15 protein-coding genes and 1 pseudogene are annotated in these 16,430 nt (G+C 36.3%); 12 read left to right on the top strand and 4 right to left on the bottom strand.

Annotated elements, in window-relative coordinates; genetic code table 11:
* Positions 1-85: 85 nt before the first annotated feature.
* Positions 86-2,185: an LTA synthase family protein gene (locus V192_RS0103950; RefSeq protein ID WP_128080797.1), complete on the bottom strand. Its 2,100-nt coding sequence runs from the start codon at positions 2,183-2,185 to the stop codon at positions 86-88.
* Positions 2,186-2,499: 314 nt separating this feature from the next.
* Between V192_RS0103950 and V192_RS0103945 the strand changes: the two genes are divergently transcribed.
* Complete coding sequence (locus V192_RS0103945; RefSeq protein ID WP_025869048.1) at positions 2,500-3,672, top strand: class I SAM-dependent rRNA methyltransferase; 1,173 nt, start codon at positions 2,500-2,502, stop codon at positions 3,670-3,672.
* A gap of 25 nt (positions 3,673-3,697) precedes the next feature.
* Here V192_RS0103945 and V192_RS0103940 read toward each other — a convergent pair whose 3' ends face one another.
* Positions 3,698-4,651 carry a LysR family transcriptional regulator gene (locus V192_RS0103940; RefSeq protein WP_025869047.1) on the bottom strand — a complete coding sequence of 318 codons (954 nt, stop codon included), beginning with the start codon at positions 4,649-4,651 and terminating at the stop codon, positions 3,698-3,700.
* Between the two features lie 395 nt (positions 4,652-5,046).
* Here V192_RS0103940 and V192_RS0103935 point away from each other — a divergent pair, with 395 nt between their 5' ends.
* The 5 genes and pseudogenes from V192_RS0103935 (at position 5,047) to ybaK (ending at position 10,579) form a co-directional block, all read left to right on the top strand.
* On the top strand, positions 5,047-7,107 hold the full coding sequence (locus V192_RS0103935) for an oxidoreductase (RefSeq protein WP_025869046.1): 2,061 nt from the start codon (positions 5,047-5,049) through the stop codon (positions 7,105-7,107).
* A 16-nt stretch (positions 7,108-7,123) separates the two neighbouring features.
* Positions 7,124-8,002, top strand: a complete 879-nt coding sequence (locus V192_RS0103930; RefSeq protein WP_025869045.1) for a shikimate dehydrogenase — start codon at positions 7,124-7,126, stop codon at positions 8,000-8,002.
* A gap of 16 nt (positions 8,003-8,018) precedes the next feature.
* Positions 8,019-9,221 carry an MFS transporter gene (locus V192_RS0103925; RefSeq protein WP_025869044.1) on the top strand — a complete coding sequence of 401 codons (1,203 nt, stop codon included), beginning with the start codon at positions 8,019-8,021 and terminating at the stop codon, positions 9,219-9,221.
* A gap of 14 nt (positions 9,222-9,235) precedes the next feature.
* Positions 9,236-9,990 (top strand): annotated as a pseudogene (gene aroD, locus V192_RS19225) (type I 3-dehydroquinate dehydratase).
* 136 nt (positions 9,991-10,126) lie between these two features.
* Positions 10,127-10,579: a Cys-tRNA(Pro) deacylase gene (gene ybaK / locus V192_RS0103915; protein WP_051581930.1), complete on the top strand. Its 453-nt coding sequence runs from the start codon at positions 10,127-10,129 to the stop codon at positions 10,577-10,579.
* A 157-nt stretch (positions 10,580-10,736) separates the two neighbouring features.
* Here the strand turns inward: ybaK and V192_RS0103910 are convergent, their stop codons facing one another.
* Positions 10,737-11,132, bottom strand: a complete 396-nt coding sequence (locus tag V192_RS0103910; protein WP_025869042.1) for a ribonuclease HI family protein — start codon at positions 11,130-11,132, stop codon at positions 10,737-10,739.
* 82 nt (positions 11,133-11,214) lie between these two features.
* Between V192_RS0103910 and V192_RS0103905 the strand changes: the two genes are divergently transcribed.
* Positions 11,215-11,658 (top strand): EbsA family protein, encoded by a 444-nt coding sequence (locus V192_RS0103905; protein WP_025869041.1) that lies wholly within the window; start codon positions 11,215-11,217, stop codon positions 11,656-11,658.
* Positions 11,659-11,696: 38 nt separating this feature from the next.
* On the opposite strand, the gene V192_RS0103900 is transcribed toward V192_RS0103905, so the two are convergent.
* Positions 11,697-11,897: a cold-shock protein gene (locus V192_RS0103900; RefSeq protein ID WP_025869040.1), complete on the bottom strand. Its 201-nt coding sequence runs from the start codon at positions 11,895-11,897 to the stop codon at positions 11,697-11,699.
* A 183-nt stretch (positions 11,898-12,080) separates the two neighbouring features.
* Here V192_RS0103900 and V192_RS0103895 point away from each other — a divergent pair, with 183 nt between their 5' ends.
* The 5 genes from V192_RS0103895 (at position 12,081) to V192_RS0103875 (ending at position 16,351) form a co-directional block, all read left to right on the top strand.
* Entirely contained in the window at positions 12,081-13,751 is a 1,671-nt protein-coding gene (locus tag V192_RS0103895; RefSeq protein ID WP_025869039.1) for a formate--tetrahydrofolate ligase, read from the top strand.
* 140 nt (positions 13,752-13,891) lie between these two features.
* A complete protein-coding gene (locus V192_RS0103890; protein WP_025869038.1) occupies positions 13,892-14,275 on the top strand; it encodes a hypothetical protein in 384 nt (127 codons plus the stop codon).
* Complete coding sequence (locus V192_RS0103885) at positions 14,275-14,976, top strand: CBS domain-containing protein (RefSeq protein WP_025869037.1); 702 nt, start codon at positions 14,275-14,277, stop codon at positions 14,974-14,976. Before V192_RS0103890 ends, V192_RS0103885 begins: the two co-directional genes overlap by 1 nt.
* 6 nt (positions 14,977-14,982) lie before the next feature.
* On the top strand, positions 14,983-15,459 hold the full coding sequence (gene lspA, locus V192_RS0103880) for a signal peptidase II (RefSeq protein ID WP_025869036.1): 477 nt from the start codon (positions 14,983-14,985) through the stop codon (positions 15,457-15,459).
* On the top strand, positions 15,446-16,351 hold the full coding sequence (locus tag V192_RS0103875; RefSeq protein WP_025869035.1) for an RluA family pseudouridine synthase: 906 nt from the start codon (positions 15,446-15,448) through the stop codon (positions 16,349-16,351). Before lspA ends, V192_RS0103875 begins: the two co-directional genes overlap by 14 nt.
* Positions 16,352-16,430: the final 79 nt, after the last annotated feature.

Below are 16,430 nucleotides of genomic sequence, written 5' to 3'. Positions count from 1 at the left end.
AGTATAAAAGAAGAATATGAATTAATTATGAATAAGATATAAAAAAGCTTGAGTAATTTACTCAAGCTTTTATGATTGTTTTGTGTTATTTTCCAGATTTTAGATAATCTTGGTAAGATTCCGTATGGTATTTATCGACCGTTGAGGTGTTATTGTTTTTACTGTAAACACTCGTTGATTTTTTACCTTTGTCTTCTTCGATTTTCTCTAATTGTTTTAATTGATCTTTGTAATTATAATCATCTGGATTTACTGGTGTTAATCCACTGTTTGTGTAGAAACGTAGCAAATCGCCATTGGTTGTTTGGTCGGACATTTGAAGCTGTAGATTCGCTTTGTCTTTCAATTCTTTCGCTTCTTGTTTTTCTTGTTCAGTTGGTTCTTCTAGCAATCGACCTGTAGCTGTCTCATAGATACTAGAGCCAAGCATCGTATATTTGGGTGAAACATAGTTCCCGTTTCTAAAGGCAACTAGTTGTTCATTTTCTTTAGAGAACAAATCTTGTCCCATTTGAATATAATTTTTAGTATCAATACCCATTAAGTGTAATAGGGTAGGCAAAGCATCGATTTGACCACCGTAAGTATGATTGATACCACCGTTTGTTTGACCTGGAACATGAATCATGTATGGAACACGTTGCATTGTTGAGTTATCAAAGTCATTCCAAGTTGATTTTGTTTTACCAACTAATTCAGCTAAGTTATCATTTCTAGAAGTTGAAATACCATAATGATCACCGTAAAGGACAATGACAGAGTTATCATACAAGCCAGACGCTTTTAAATAGTTAAAGAACTCTTCAACTGATTTATCTAGATAGTTTGCTGTAGCGAAATAACCATTGATTGTTTCGTCAGATGTTTGAGCAATCGGGAATCCAGCTTCGTCATTTGTAAATTGAGAATATGGATAGTGGTTAGAAACAGCAATAAATTTAGAATAAAATGGTTGTTGTAAATGTTCCAAGTACTGTGTAGACTGTTGGAAAAATGGTTTGTCATGCAAGCCATATTGGAATGAATTATCTTCATTGACATCGTAGTAATTTGCATCAAAGAAGTAATTATAGCCCAAATGTTTGTACGTCTCATTACGATTCCAAAAGTTACCAGCGTTTCCGTGGAAGACAGCACTGGTGTAACCTGCTTCTTGACCTAAAATAGCAGGAGCGGCTTCAAAGGTATTTTTACCACCGACTTGAGTAAATAAAGAACCTTGATCTAATCCAAATAATGAATTTTCAAACATTGTTTCAGCATCACTTGTTTTTCCTTGTCCCACTTGATGGAAGAAGTTGTCAAAACTATAGGTGCTGTTACTGTGATATAAGCTGTTGATGAATGGTGTGACGACATGTTCAACACCTTTTTCATCTTTTAATTTGTAATCGATCAAAAATTGTTGGAAACTTTCCAAGTGGATATAGATAACATTTTTACCCTTGGCCATACCAAATGTATCTGGGTTCGGTGCTGCGTAATGGTCTTTAACATAATCAGAAACAGCATCCATATCATTTTCACTAGCTTCGGCTCGGACTTGGTTCGTTTGGTAAGTAGTCACGCCATCATACACTGTGAAAGCATTTAAACCTAAAAACTTAACGATGTAGTCACGAGAAAATTGACGTCCTAATAATTGAGGGCGGGCAGTTTCAGCTAAAGTTAAGTTTGCTACAAAGAACAAAGCAGACAACATACTGATTGAAACGGCAACACGGGCTCTAACTGGACGTTCATCCATCTTGATTTTTTTAGTGATCAACAAAATTCCGACAATAATAAAATCAAGCCAATAAAGCACATCATAAGGTCTAAACAAGCGTAGAGCACTTTCACCAAGACCACTAGCGACTTTACCAGCACCAAGCATAGTGTTGACAGTGATAAAGTCAGTAAATTCTCTGTAATACACCACGTTTGAAAATAACAGTAACGACATCAAGAAATAAATCACCATCATGGTAATATAAGAAGCTTTCTTTCTTCTTATATATAATGCAATCGCTAATAAGAAAAAGGTAGAAGCGATTGGATTGATAAAGAGAATGAAATATTCTAGAGCATTTTCAATTCTTAAATGAAAATCAACTGTATAAGCAAAAATGTTTTTCAGCCAAATCAACACAGCAACAAACCCAAAAAGTCCCAGCCGGGTATTTAAAAATTTAGGCATATGCATTTTTTTTATAATATTCAAAGTAAACGTATCCTTTCCAAAGTCAAATCTAAAAGAAAGCAATGAAATGTTTCAAATGCTTTCGATATACTGTTCCAATTTTACTCTCTCTACAATTTTATGTCAATTTAAATCAGATTTTTGAGGCGGAAAAGTTAATAAAATTTTACTTTTCTTAATATGTTGATGGATAGTAAAGTAGTTAAAGCTAGCGACAGAAGCGATATTTTTTGATATACTAGCGAATGATAAGGACACGGGCAAGGGCATGCTTGCCTATAAAAAAAGTCAAATTTGTCTAAAGGATGTAATGAAAAATGAATATAATGGTCACAAAAAAATCTGAAAAAAAATTTAAAGGCGGATATCCCCTTATCCAAAAGGAAGATTTATTCGATGAGCAAAAGTCGTTTTCACAGGAATGGGTCAAATTTATCGACAGTAAAGGTAAATTTATTGCAACTGGTTACCTTGGGGAACAGAACAAAGGAATAGGCTGGCTCGTTAATTGGCAGGGGAATGTGGATTCACCTTTTCTAGAAGGGCTATTTGTAAATGCGAAAAATCGGCGCGTGGTATTTGAGCAAGATGAGTCGACATCCGCTTATCGCTTATTTAACGGAGAAGGAGATGGACTTGGCGGTTTGATTATTGACCGTTATGATGATTTCGCAGTATTTTCTTGGTATAACGAAACTCTATATAAGAAGAAGCAAGAAATTATCCAAGCTTTTAGAGTAGCTTTTCCAGAGATTAAAGGAGCCTATGAAAAGATCCGTTTCGCTAACAAGTCATTACCGGAATCTCAAAAATTATTCGGGCTAGATGCGCCGGAACCACTATTGGTTTATGAAAATGGTGTCACTTATGCCACGTATTTAAATGATGGTCTGATGACAGGGATTTTTCTAGATCAAAAGGAAGTACGAGGACGTTTGGTAGAAGGGATTGCCGCAGGGAAAACAGTATTGAATATGTTTAGCTATACAGGAGCTTTCTCTGTTGCTAGTGCAATGGGCGGTTCAAGTATGACAACGAGTGTTGATTTAGCTAAGCGTAGTTTGCCTAAGACTAAGGAGCAGTTTGAAGTGAATCACTTGGCGATAGACGATCAAAAAATCATCGTAATGGATGTTTTTGAGTATTTTAAATATGCAGTTCGTAAGCAGCTAAGTTATGATGTAATCATTCTAGATCCACCAAGTTTTGCTCGAAATAAGAAAAAAGTTTTTTCTGTGGCTAAAAATTATGGTGAGTTGATCAAGGATTCCGTTGCTATTTTAAAGGACAAAGGTTTACTGATTGCTTCAACCAATGCTGCAAATATCTCTTTGGATAAATATAAAAAAATGATTATTGAAGCATTAGAAGAAAAACAGGTTCGATATGAGTTCAAGGAAACCTATCAATTACCTAGTGATTTTAAAACAAACAAGCACTTTGAAGAGGGAAATTATTTGAAAGTTTTTTTCATCGAAATTAAAAAATAGACCCTGAGTTTGGCTGCTTTTGCTTTCATTCTCTATTCGGAAAAAGCCCGAAACAAAAACTGATTTTGTTTCGGGCTTTTTTTCTATTGATAAAACATATTTGCGCAAATGGAACAATAAACTCTTTAAAGCGTAAAGCAGCCGGTGAAAGAAAATGATCCTTTTTGGTCGCTAAATAAATATAACGCGGGTAAACATTGTCCTCAATAGTCAAGATTTTGACATTATAAGCAGAAATGGATGGGATTTTTGGCATCATTGCGATTCCATAATCATGCGCTACAAATCCAAGCATGGTGTGATCTTCTTCTACTTCACAAACGATTGTTGGTGTGATAGAAGCTGCAGTGAATAGTTTATCCAGATAAGGACGTAAACCACTTCGTTCGTTAAAATAAACAAAAGGATAATCACTTGTTTGTTTTAACGAAATACTGTCATATGCAGCTAAAGGATGAGTTAATGGCACAACCAAAACAATCTCTTGTTCCGTTAAAATCTCGTAGTTAAGTTGTTCGTCTTCTTTTAGCTTAGATGTAATCGCAATATCCACATCTTCTTTTAAGAGTAAATCCGTCATATCAGACGAATTGCCTTGAAATAAGTTAAAGCGGATTTGTTCATTGCCAGGATAGGTTGAAAATTCCTTCATCAACATCGGAGCTAAAAAGGAACCTGCTGTGTAAATGAAACCAAAATCAATCAAGCCTTTTTCTGGACTAACTAATTCCTTTAAAGCACGTTCACCTTTAGCTAATTCTTCTAAAGCAGTTGAAACATATGTATAGAAAAATTTCCCATATTTTGTTAATTGAATGTTTCTTCCTTTTTTTTCAAATAGTTGTGCGTCCAATTCTTTTTCTAATTCTGACATGGAGTGGCTTAAATTAGGCTGTGTGGTATTTAATAATTTGGCTGCATGGGTCATATGTTGGGTATCGGCCAACATTCTAAAAAACTCTAGTTGTCGCAAATTCATAAGTAATACTCCTTATCAGTAATTCATTTATAAGCACAGTTTATCAATAATTTTAGAAATATGCATCAAATAAAGCAAAAATGAAGCAAGGTCTATACATAAATTTCATTTATAGAAAGTATAAAAAACATTCATTAGATTTTATTGGTTTGATGGATTAGAATAAATTCATAGGGATTGTGAATAAAGTAACAATCATAAAAACATTTTAGTGAACTCGCTTTTTAACAAAAAATGAACGAGCTGTTTCCGCTTTTATGTTATCTAGCTACGCGGGCTAGCTCTTCGGAAAAAAGATAAATGATGAATGAGGCAAAAAGCACCTCAGTCACAATTTCCTGTTTTTCTGTCAGAGCTGAACGAGCTCGCTTCGCTTTTAAATTTAGGAGGTTATCATGAATAATTATCAAGCAATCTTTGAACCTTTAACTGTAAAACGAATGACCTTAAAAAACCGTGTTGTTATGCCACCAATGGGAACGAACTTCGCCAATATGGATGGAACATTCAGTATGCAGCATGTGTCATATTATGAACAACGTGCTAAAGGTGGAACTGGTTTAATTACGTTAGAAAACGTCTGTATTGATTATCCTATGGGGACAAATGGTGCTCGCCAATTAAGAATGGATAATGATCAATATATATCTGGACTATGGCATTTTAATGAAAAAATGCATGCTTATGGCGCCTGTACTTCAGTTCAAATCAACCATGCAGGAGCATCGGCCTATGGATTACGTTTAGAAGGAGAGCAACCTGTTTCAGCATCAAACATTCCTTCAAAAAAAGGCAATCCAATTCCACGTCCATTGACTGAAGAAGAAATTTATGGAATCGTTGATCGCTATGCAGATGGAGCCTTAAGAGCGCAACGTGCTGGCTTTGATTGTGTAGAAATTCACGCAGGACATTCGTATCTTTTAAGTCAATTTCTATCACCTTTATACAATAAACGAACGGATAAATTTGGCGGAAGTCCAGAAAATCGCGCTCGTTTGACTAAATTAGTCGTTGAAGCAGTCCGAAAAGCTGTCGGCCCGTTTTTCCCGATTTCACTTCGGTTTAGTGCGGATGAATTATTGGAAGGCGGCAATACATTAGAAGACACGATCGAAATTTTAAGTTATTTTGCAGATGAAGTAGATATTTTAAATGTCTCTGCTGCCTTGAATGACAGCTTACAATATCAAATCGATAAAATGAACTTAGCGGATGGTTGGCGTGCTTACATGTCAAAAGCTGTCAAAGAACGCTTCCCTGACAAAGTTACTGTGACTTCTGGAAATATTCGTAGTCCAAAACGTGCGACAGAAATACTAGAGTCTGGCGATGCAGATTTATTGGCAATGGGTCGAGGATTGATTGCAGAGCCTAATTGGGTCAATAAAGTAGCGAACGGACAAGAAGATCTGTTAAGAAAATGTATTTCTTGCAATATTGGTTGTGCAGACCATCGAATTGCTAAAGCACGTCCAATGCGTTGTACAGTCAATCCAGATCTACATTATGAAGATGATTACAAAATGAAGCCTGTGTTACATCCAACCAAAATGGTGGTGATCGGTGGGGGAACGACTGGACTTGAAGCTGCTGCAACAGCGGCTGAAGTTGGGGTAAATGTTGAACTCTTTGAACAAAAAGATTATCTAGGTGGTTTAGGGCATGAAATAGCTCGTTTCCCGGATAAGAAAAGAATCGATGATTTCATTACGTATGAAATCAATCGTTGTAAAGAACTGGATAACTTAGCGATTCATCTCAATCACACTGCAACATTGTCAGACATTGAAGCAATCGGACCAGATATTATTGTGAATGCAACTGGTGCAAAACCTTTATTGCCACCAATCAATGGTTTAAAAGAACAATTAGATAATCCAAACAGAAAAATCTTTTCTATTTTTGACATTTTAGATGATATGTCAAAATTCCAAGAATTCGAAGGAAAAGAAATCGTTGTGATCGGCGGTGGTGCTGTAGGTTTGGACGTTGTAGAATATTACGCTGAACGTGGCGCTAAAAAAGTTAGTATTGTGGAAATGCAAGGTGAAATTGGAAAAGATTTAGATTTGATCACTAAGCTTGCAATGATGGAAATCGTAGAAAAATTCGGCGTAGAAGTTCATGTAGAAACAAAACTGATGGAAGTTAAAGAACATAGTTTCTTAGTTGAAAAAAATGATGAAATGATCGAGTTGCCATTTGACTTAGGGTTTGTATGTTTAGGTATGCGTGCTGAGGCACCGATGATCCGTGAACTAGATCAGTATGCTAGAAGTAACGGTGCTGTACTTTTAAATATGGGAGATAGTAAGGTTGCTAGACGAATCATGGAAGGAACTAGAGAAGCTCGGGATATTTTAAAAACAATTGAGGTACTGGAAAATACTCGGACGCAAAAAATGTTATTTGAACAAGCTAAAAATTTGCAAAAAGCAACACAAACTATATAAAGCGAGGGAATTTAAAATGACAGAAAGAATTGACGGGCACACATTATTGATTAGTTTGATAGCAACACCGATTCGTCATAGTTTATCACCAACCATGCATAATGAAGCATTTGCAAAATTAGGTTTAGATTACGCCTACATGGCATTTGAAGTTGGTAATGAAGAATTGAAAGATGCAGTGCAAGGGATTCGTGCATTAGGAATTCGTGGTTCAAATGTTTCTATGCCAAATAAACAAGCAATTATTCCTTATTTAGATGAGCTTTCACCAGCGGCAAAATTAGTTGGCGCAGTAAATACAGTGACAAATAAAGACGGAAAAGGTCATTTAGTTGGACATGTAACAGATGGAACGGGCGCTATGCGTGCCTTAAGAGAAGAAGGCGTAGAAGTAAAGGATCAAATCGTTACAATGACCGGTGCTGGCGGAGCAGGTACTGCAATTGCGATCCAAGCTGCTTTAGACGGTGCCAAAGAGTTACGGATTTTTAATATCAATGATCAACACTATAAAACTGCTGAGGAGACTGTGAAAAAAATCAACGAAAATACTGAATGTACAGCAACAGTAAGTGATTTATCTGATCAGGCAGCGTTTAAGCAGTCAATTAGCGAAAGTAGTATCTATATCGATGCGACTGGAGTTGGAATGAAACCTCTACAAGAAGAAAGTCTAATCAATGATCCAGAAGTTATCCGTCCAGATTTAGTGGTTTTTGATGTGGTTTACATTCCTAAAGAAACAAAATTACTAAAATTTGCTCGTGAACATGGCGCGAAGAAAACAATCAACGGATTAGGCATGATGCTTTATCAAGGGGCAGAAGCATTCAAACACTTTACTGGGGAAGATATGCCGGTTGACTATATTAAAGAACTACTATTTAAGGACTAACAGTTAGGAGAAAATGATGAAAAATAAATACACACCGACCGCCATAGGTCTATATATCAACTACATTGTCCATGGGATGGGCGTTATTATTATTTCACAAAATCAAAATTCTTTGATGACACAATGGGACACTGATTTGATGGGAATCGCCAAAGTTATTTCAATGCTAGGGATCGGGCGTTTGATTGCGATCATGATTTCAGGACGCTTGTCTGATAAATTTGGACGTAAGCCATTCATTTACTTAGGAATGGTGACGTATGCGGCCTACTTCTTTGGTATATTGTATAGCCCGAGTGTTGAGTTAGCGATGTTTTTCGCAGTAATTGCTGGAATCTCCAATTCATTCCTTGATTCTGGTACGTATCCTGCGTTGATGGAGTCATTTCCAAAAACAGCAGGAACAGCAACAGTTTTGTTAAAAGCCTTTATTCAAGGTGGTCAATTCGCTTTACCACTGCTCATTAAATTTTTAGCTTCTAACCATTTATGGTTTGGTTGGTCCTTCATGATCGCTGCAATTTTATTAGGAGTAAATGCGATTTACTTGTGGAAACAACCTTTCCCAGATGCAGATGCAAAACTTGCAGAAGAAACAGAAGAAGTGGTTGAACAGGCTCCAGCAGTTAAATTTAAGTCAAAACCTAAAATGGCAATAGAAGGAGTTGCCTTTGTTATCTATGGTTTTATCGCACAAGCAACGTTTTATCTAATCAGTCAGTTTATCGGAACTTATGGTGAACAAGTGGCAGGTATGGCCCAAACAGATGCAGGTGTACTAGTTTCGTATTATTCTATTGGTTCATTATTATGTGTAGCATTTACAGCAATTATGGCTTCAAAAGTTCGTTCAGTTTATTTAGTTGTTATTTATACCTTTGTTTCATTTTTGACGATCGCGATTATGTGGTTATTCCCAACACCACTTGTTTGTATGATCGGAGCGGCTTTAGTTGGTTTCTTTGCAGCTGGAGGCGTGTTACAATTGGGATTAACAGTAATGGGCGAAATGTTCCCAGCAGGTAAAGGGACGATCACAGGGATCTATTATACATTTGGGAGTATTGCTTCATTTGTTATTCCAGTGGCGGCAGCTCAAATTGCCAAAACCAATGTACGTGGTATTATGTTATTCGATACGATCATTGCAGGGATCGGTTTTGTCTTAGCGGTCATTATTTTTATTCGTTACCGCCAAACAATCGATACATCTAAATAGGAAGGATACAAAAAATGAACACAGTTACAGTTAAAAATGTGACTCTCGGAAGTGGGAGTCCAAAGATCATTGTTCCTCTAGTAGGTAAAAATGAAACAGAATTAATAGAAGAAGCTAAGCATTTGTTAACGATCGATTGTGATTTAGTTGAATGGCGTGTTGATTTTTTTGATCAAGTTGCAGATTTTCAAGTGGCTGCTGAAATGTCAAAAAAATCGCAGAAATTTTATCTGATAAACCAGTACTTTTCACCTTCAGAACAAAACAAGAAGGCGGAGAAATTGCTTTCACGGATGAGCAATACTTTGGTTTATACAAAACAGTTATTGAACAAGGGGCAATCGACTTATTAGATGTTGAATTGTTTATGGATGACACTCTCGTTCAAGAAACGATTCAAGCAGCGCATGAAAAAAAGATCAAAATCGTGATGTGTAATCATGATTTTGACAAAACACCTGAAAGAAGTGAGATTATTTCAAGGTTATGCAAAATGCAGGAAAAAAATGCGGATATCTGTAAAATCGCTGTTATGCCGCAATCTTCAGACGATGTGTTAACGCTTTTAGAAGCAACTAATGAAATGAAAACAAAACATGCAGATCGACCAATTGTTACAATGTCTATGGGACAACTAGGAATGGTCAGTCGTATGTGCGGTGAAGCGTTTGGTTCTGCGATGACTTTTGGTGCTGCTAAAAAAGCATCAGCACCAGGTCAAGTGCCTGTAGGAGAACTACGCGAAATTCTTAAAACTTTAGCATTATAATCAATAGACTAGTCAGAAACGTAGCAACTCACTTCTGACTAGTCTATTTTTCTTGCATCCGTTGATTTCTTTGATAAACTTAATTGTGAGGTGAATAAAATTGGCTAAGAAAAAGAAGACACAAAAAACAAATGCAATGCGAATTGTTGAACAACATAAAATCACATATAAAGAATATGAATTTGAATGGAGCGAAGATCATTTAAGTGCAAATAGCGTTGCTGAAAAAATTGGGATCGAAGATGGGAAAATATTTAAAACCCTAGTAACGGTTGGGAATAAAACAGGCCCCGTTGTAGCGGTGATTCCAGGGAATAAAGAACTAGACTTAAAAAAATTAGCTAGTGCAAGTGGAAATAAAAAAGTTGATATGCTCCATTTAAAAGATTTGGAAGAAACAACAGGATATATTCGAGGTGGCTGTTCACCGATAGGCATGAAAAAATTGTTTCCAACTTATGTTGCAAAAGAAGCAGAAAACTTTGAAACGATTATTGTATCAGCTGGCAAAAGAGGAATGCAGATCGAATTGACCCCATCATCGATTCTTCAAGTAACAAATGGGAAAATAGTAGCTTTGACGATGTGAGAATCAATCAAAAAATCTACAAAACAGCTTGAATCATGGATAATCTAGAAATTCGAAAATGCACAATAAAAAGAACCCAAAGAAAGAGTATTGTTTTATTTTCTCGATGGGGGATTTTAAAGGCTAAAGAGGAGAAGCTTTTTGCTTCAATTATCGATTACAGGTATTTTTGTATTGCTTGACGAGCTAAAGTATCTGCTCCTTTATTTTGGCTCTCAGGAAGCCATTTTACCAGCAATAAGGGAAAGTTATTTTCTATTTGTTGAAAGATTTTAAGATAAGGTTTGAATAGAGGGTTCTTAGCATATTGTTTTTCGATGGTTTGAACAACGATCTTGCTATCAGAATGAATCAGGACAGTCTGGTTATTTAGCTGTTTTTCGATGACTAATTCCAAGGCTTTAATAAAAACTTTAAATTCAGCTTCGTGATTAGAACATTCTCCAAGAGGAACATGTAATTGCTCGTGAAGCTCGTCTCCTACAATAACGATTCCGCCACCGCTAGGACCTGGATTTCCTTTTGTTGCAGCATCGACATATAATCGTAACATAAAATTCTCCTTATTTCTTTTAGTTCAAACTTGAAGTATGTTACTATTATAACATACTGAATTTTTATTAAGGGGTCGCTACATGAAGAAAAAAGTCTATCATTGGCAACCAGAATTATCAACGTTGATAATTTATTGGTCTTGTACATTTGGCATTTTGTTTTTAAGTTTAATTTTGACATTGGAACATACTCGTCCTTATTTGATTAGTAATATTGTTTTGGGTATATTCGTTTTCTTTGCATTATTAGGCTGCAATCGTTATTTTATAATCGACGATGATCAGTTGATTATACATGCTTTATTACCAATTAAACGAAAAAAAATAACATTATCCGCAATCGAAACCATTCGAGTCGGTCCTAAATGCATCGAAGTGAAATCCTCTGAATTGAAAGAGCGTTCACAGATGTTTATTATGACGAAAAAAAATAAAACAGCATTTATAGCGTCGCTGAAACAGCAGCAGACGTTCACAGCGGCAATTATTGAAGATCCGAAATTAACCATCAGCAAACATTATTAAGAAAACAGCATCCACACATTGTGTGGATGCTGTTTTTTTTATATTTTCTTCACATGTGCGGCTTGTAAACCACGTGTACCTTCCATCACTTCAAATTCTACGGCTTGATTTTCTTCCAATGACTTAAAGCCATCTTCTTCGATTGCTGTGAAATGAACAAAGATCTCCTCGTCCTCATTGTAACCAATAAAGCCGTAACCTTTTCTATTATCGAACCACTTGACGAACCCTTTTTCCATTCAAATCACGCTCCTTTATTTTCTAAAGTCTAGCATCATTATAAAGTGAAAACAGCAACCCGTCAATCTTTTGTAAAAAATCTGTTTTTATGATGGAAATAGGTGGTATTTAACGGTATAATAAGGAATAACTGAACGAATTCGAAATATATGTATGTATAGTTCGGGAAAAGAGGGTGTTTTATGAAGACGGATATCGAGATTTCTCAGGAGGTTGATTTATTACCTATCAATAAAGTAGGAGAAAGTATTGGATTAACCAATGAAGATCTAGAATTATTTGGGAAATATAAAGCCAAAATCGATTTTTCAACGATTCAGCGTTTGTCAAAAAATGAAGAAGGAAAATTGATTCTAGTCACATCTATCAATCCCACACCAGCAGGAGAGGGAAAATCGACTGTCACGATCGGTTTAGGTGATGCGTTGAATTTAATTGGTAAAAAGACTGTGATTGCATTACGGGAGCCTTCTTTAGGACCTGTTATGGGGATCAAAGGTGGAGCGACCGGTGGAGGTTATGCTCAAGTGCTACCTATGGAAGAGATCAATCTGCATTTTACTGGGGATATGCACGCCATTACAACTGCTAACAATGCGCTTTCAGCACTGTTGGATAATCACATTCAACAAGGAAATGAACTTGATATTGATGTGAGAAGAATTATCTGGAAAAGAGTTGTAGATTTAAATGATCGTGCATTGCGTCATGTCAATGTAGGTTTAGGCGGTCCGATGCAAGGGATGCCGCGTGAAGATGGCTTTGATATTACAGTGGCCAGTGAAATCATGGCTATATTATGTTTAGCAACAGATTTAGAAGATTTGAAGTCTAGGTTAGGGAATATCGTTGTTGGCTATACCTTTGATCGTGAGCCAGTGTCTGTTAGCGATTTGGGTGTGCAAGGGGCATTGACTTTGTTGTTAAAAGAGGCGATCAAACCTAATCTAGTTCAAACCATTTACGGCACTGCCGCATTTGTTCATGGCGGACCTTTTGCAAATATCGCTCATGGCTGCAATAGTATATTAGCAACGAAAACCGCATTGAAACTTGGGGATTATGTTGTGACCGAAGCAGGCTTTGGCGCTGACTTAGGGGGAGAAAAATTCTTAGATATTAAAGTACCTAACCTGAAAAAAGCTCCTGATGCTGTTGTAATTGTTGCGACGATCCGTGCGTTAAAAATGCACGGAGGAGTGGATAAGCAAGAATTAAATACAGAAAATATTCCGGCTTTAGTCAAAGGGTTTTCAAATTTACAAAAACATATTGAGAACATGAAAAGTTATGGATTACCGGTAATAGTTGCTATAAACGAGTTTATCAATGATAGCGAGAATGAAATCGTAGCCTTACGTGATTTATGTGAATCAATACATGTGCCAGTTGAATTAACAAGTGTTTGGGAAAAAGGCGCTGAAGGTGGCGTCGCATTAGCCAAACGTGTCACTCAAGTTATCGAAAAGCAAACAGCAGATTTTAAAACGATTTATCAAAACGGTATGGATCTGGAGGATAAAATCAACACAATCGTAACGAAAATCTATGGTGGAAATGATGTGATTTTCTCCAAAAAAGCGCGAAATCAACTGGCTACTTTTGAAAAATATGGCTGGGACCGTCTACCTGTGTGCATGGCTAAAACGCAATATTCTTTATCGGATGATCCTCAAGCATTGGGGCGTCCAGAGGGATTTACGATAACGATTCGTGAATTAGTACCAAAAGTTGGTGCGGGTTTTATTGTTGCATTGACAGGAGACGTCATGACGATGCCAGGTTTGCCTAAAAAACCAGCAGCTTTAAAGATGGATGTTGATAAAGATGGGAATGCGATTGGATTATTTTGATCTATATAAAAAAACAAAAGTCTATTTTTAATCGGCTTTTGTTTTTTTCATGTAATCTATTTTAACTCAAGATAACTTCTTTCTTCCAGTCTACCAGATTTTGTTATATACTTTAGACTAAAGCTCGAGGAGGAATCAGCATGAATATTCGTTGTACTAGAAATACCGGATTTTATGGAATGGGGAGTCCGATCGAGGTCCTAAAAAATGATAAGAAGTGGTTTTACTTAAGCCAAAATGAAACGAAACAAATCGAGACAAATGAATCAGAATGCACGCTGCAGGCTAAGTTCTTCTTTTTGAAGAGTGCGCCTCTTGTGGTGAATGATCATGGGCATACTATTGATCTAGAAATAACAATGAATCCAACTTTGATCTTGGTTTATGTTATACTCTTTGTTGGAATGTTTTTAATTCCTGTGTTGCATTTGAATATAGTAGGAATTGGACTGTTGCTTGTTATTTATCTTATTTTTGTATTTTCTATGTTGAACAAAGCGTATGTTATTAAGGAGAAAATGTGATGGGCGTAAGAGCAGAAGAATTTTTAAGTAGTTTTAATCGCATCGAGAAGTGGTTTCGAGAACAATTAGATAACCCAACGAATATGGGCTTTAGTGAAATGGTTCGACGCTTATCTAGAAAAAAAGATAGTCAAATTCCGCTCTTTCAAGATGATTTACTACAAATGGCTCAATTAAGAAATGCTATTGTCCATGAACGAATTTCAACTGATTTTGTGATAGCGGAACCCAATGATTGGGCAGTCGATCGCATGTTTGAAATCGAAAAAGCATTGATCAGTCCAGAAAAAGTTCTCCCACGGTTTGCCAAGAAAGTGACCGGTTTTGATATAAATATTTCAATCAAAGAAATTTTGTCGATTGTTGCTCGTAAGCAATACTCCCAATTTCCGATTTATGATGATGGGTTATTTAAAGGGTTGATCACTGTTCGTGGTTTAGGAATCTGGTTAGCGATTGAAAGTTCAAAAGGAGATATTCACTTAGAAGGAAGAAAAGCCTCTGAACTTTTAGCAAGCAATTATAAAGAGAGCAACTACCAATTTGTCAGCAAAGAGACGACAGTGTTTCAAGTTGAGGAAATGTTTGTGAGCCAGGTTAAACTAGAAGCAATCCTGATTACAAAAGATGGTAATCCAAATGGCAGTTTACTTGGTATTATCCGTCCAAGAGATTTATATAATAATTTAGAGAAGGAATGAAAGCCGTTGTTAGCAGTGTATCTAATTATCAGTGCAGTTTTGATCGGTTTAGATCAATGGGTCAAATATTTAACGGTGACCAATATTCAATTAGGAGAAACTAAGGAGTTTATTCCTGGATTTTTGTCATTTACGAATCTTCGTAACACCGGGGCCGCATGGAGTCTTTTAGAAGGGAAAATGTGGTTTTTTTATATCGTTACAGTGATTGTAGTCATTGTAGTGATGTATATTTTAGTTAAAAATATCAATGGAAGTAAGTGGTTTACAGTTGGTTTGAGTTTAGTCTTAGCTGGAGCAATCGGAAATTTTATTGATCGCATCCGTCTAGGGTATGTTGTTGATATGTTCCAAACAGAATTTATTAGCTTTCCTATATTCAATGTTGCTGACTCTGTACTGGTTATTGGTGTAGTATGTATTTTTATTTATTTGATTTTAGACGAAAAAGCAGCAAAGGATGGAAAAAATGGAGCAAATTAATGTAAAAGTAAAACAGGAAAAAGGACGGATCGATAAGGTTTTAACTGAGTTATTGAAAGATCATTCCCGTTCGCAAATTCAACAGTGGTTAAAAGATCAAAATATTACGGTCAACGGTGAGATCACTCGCTCAAATTATAAAGTAAAAGAAAATGACGAAATCAGCATCAATGTGCCAGAACCAGAAGAACTTGATGTTTTGGCTGAAGATATTCCAATTGAAATCGTTTATGAAGATGATGATGTTTTAGTTATTAATAAACCTCAAGGCATGGTGGTTCATCCATCTGCTGGACATCAACATGGAACACTAGTAAATGCTTTATTGTATCATATCAAAGATTTGTCATCGATCAATGGGATCATTCGTCCAGGTATCGTTCACCGCATCGATAAAGATACGTCTGGTTTACTGATGGTTGCTAAAAATGATAAAGCTCATGTTGCTCTAGCAGAGCAATTAAAAGATAAGACCTCACTTAGAAAATATGTGGCCTTAGTACATGGTGAAATATCTCATGATAAAGGCGAAATCAATGCACCAATCGGTCGTTCAAAAAATGATCGGAAGATGCAGGCGGTGATCGAAGGTGGCAAGCCAGCAGTCACTCACTTTGAAGTGTTAGAACGATTTGAGGGGTATACACTCGTTCAATTACAGCTAGAAACCGGACGTACCCATCAAATACGTGTTCACATGAAATACATTGGATTTCCAGTTGCAGGTGATCCACTCTATGGACCAAGAAAAACGTTAAAAGGCAAGGGTCAATTTTTGCACGCAGAAGTACTAGGCTTTAAACATCCCACAACTGGCCAAATGATGGTCTTTGAAGCACCATTGCCAGAGCTTTTTGAAAAAACTTTGGACCAATTAAGAAATAATGATTGATTTATTTCAAAAGAAAAGGTACACTGTTTGAGAAAGAAAATTAAATAAGTAATCCTTTAAGAGTAGTCCCGTGAGGCTA

The organism is Enterococcus crotali, assembly GCF_000633635.1.
GTDB lineage: Bacteria > Bacillota > Bacilli > Lactobacillales > Enterococcaceae > Enterococcus_L > Enterococcus_L crotali.
The sequence above is the reverse complement of the archived record's forward strand: the minus strand, read 5'-3'. Positions and strand labels throughout refer to the sequence as shown.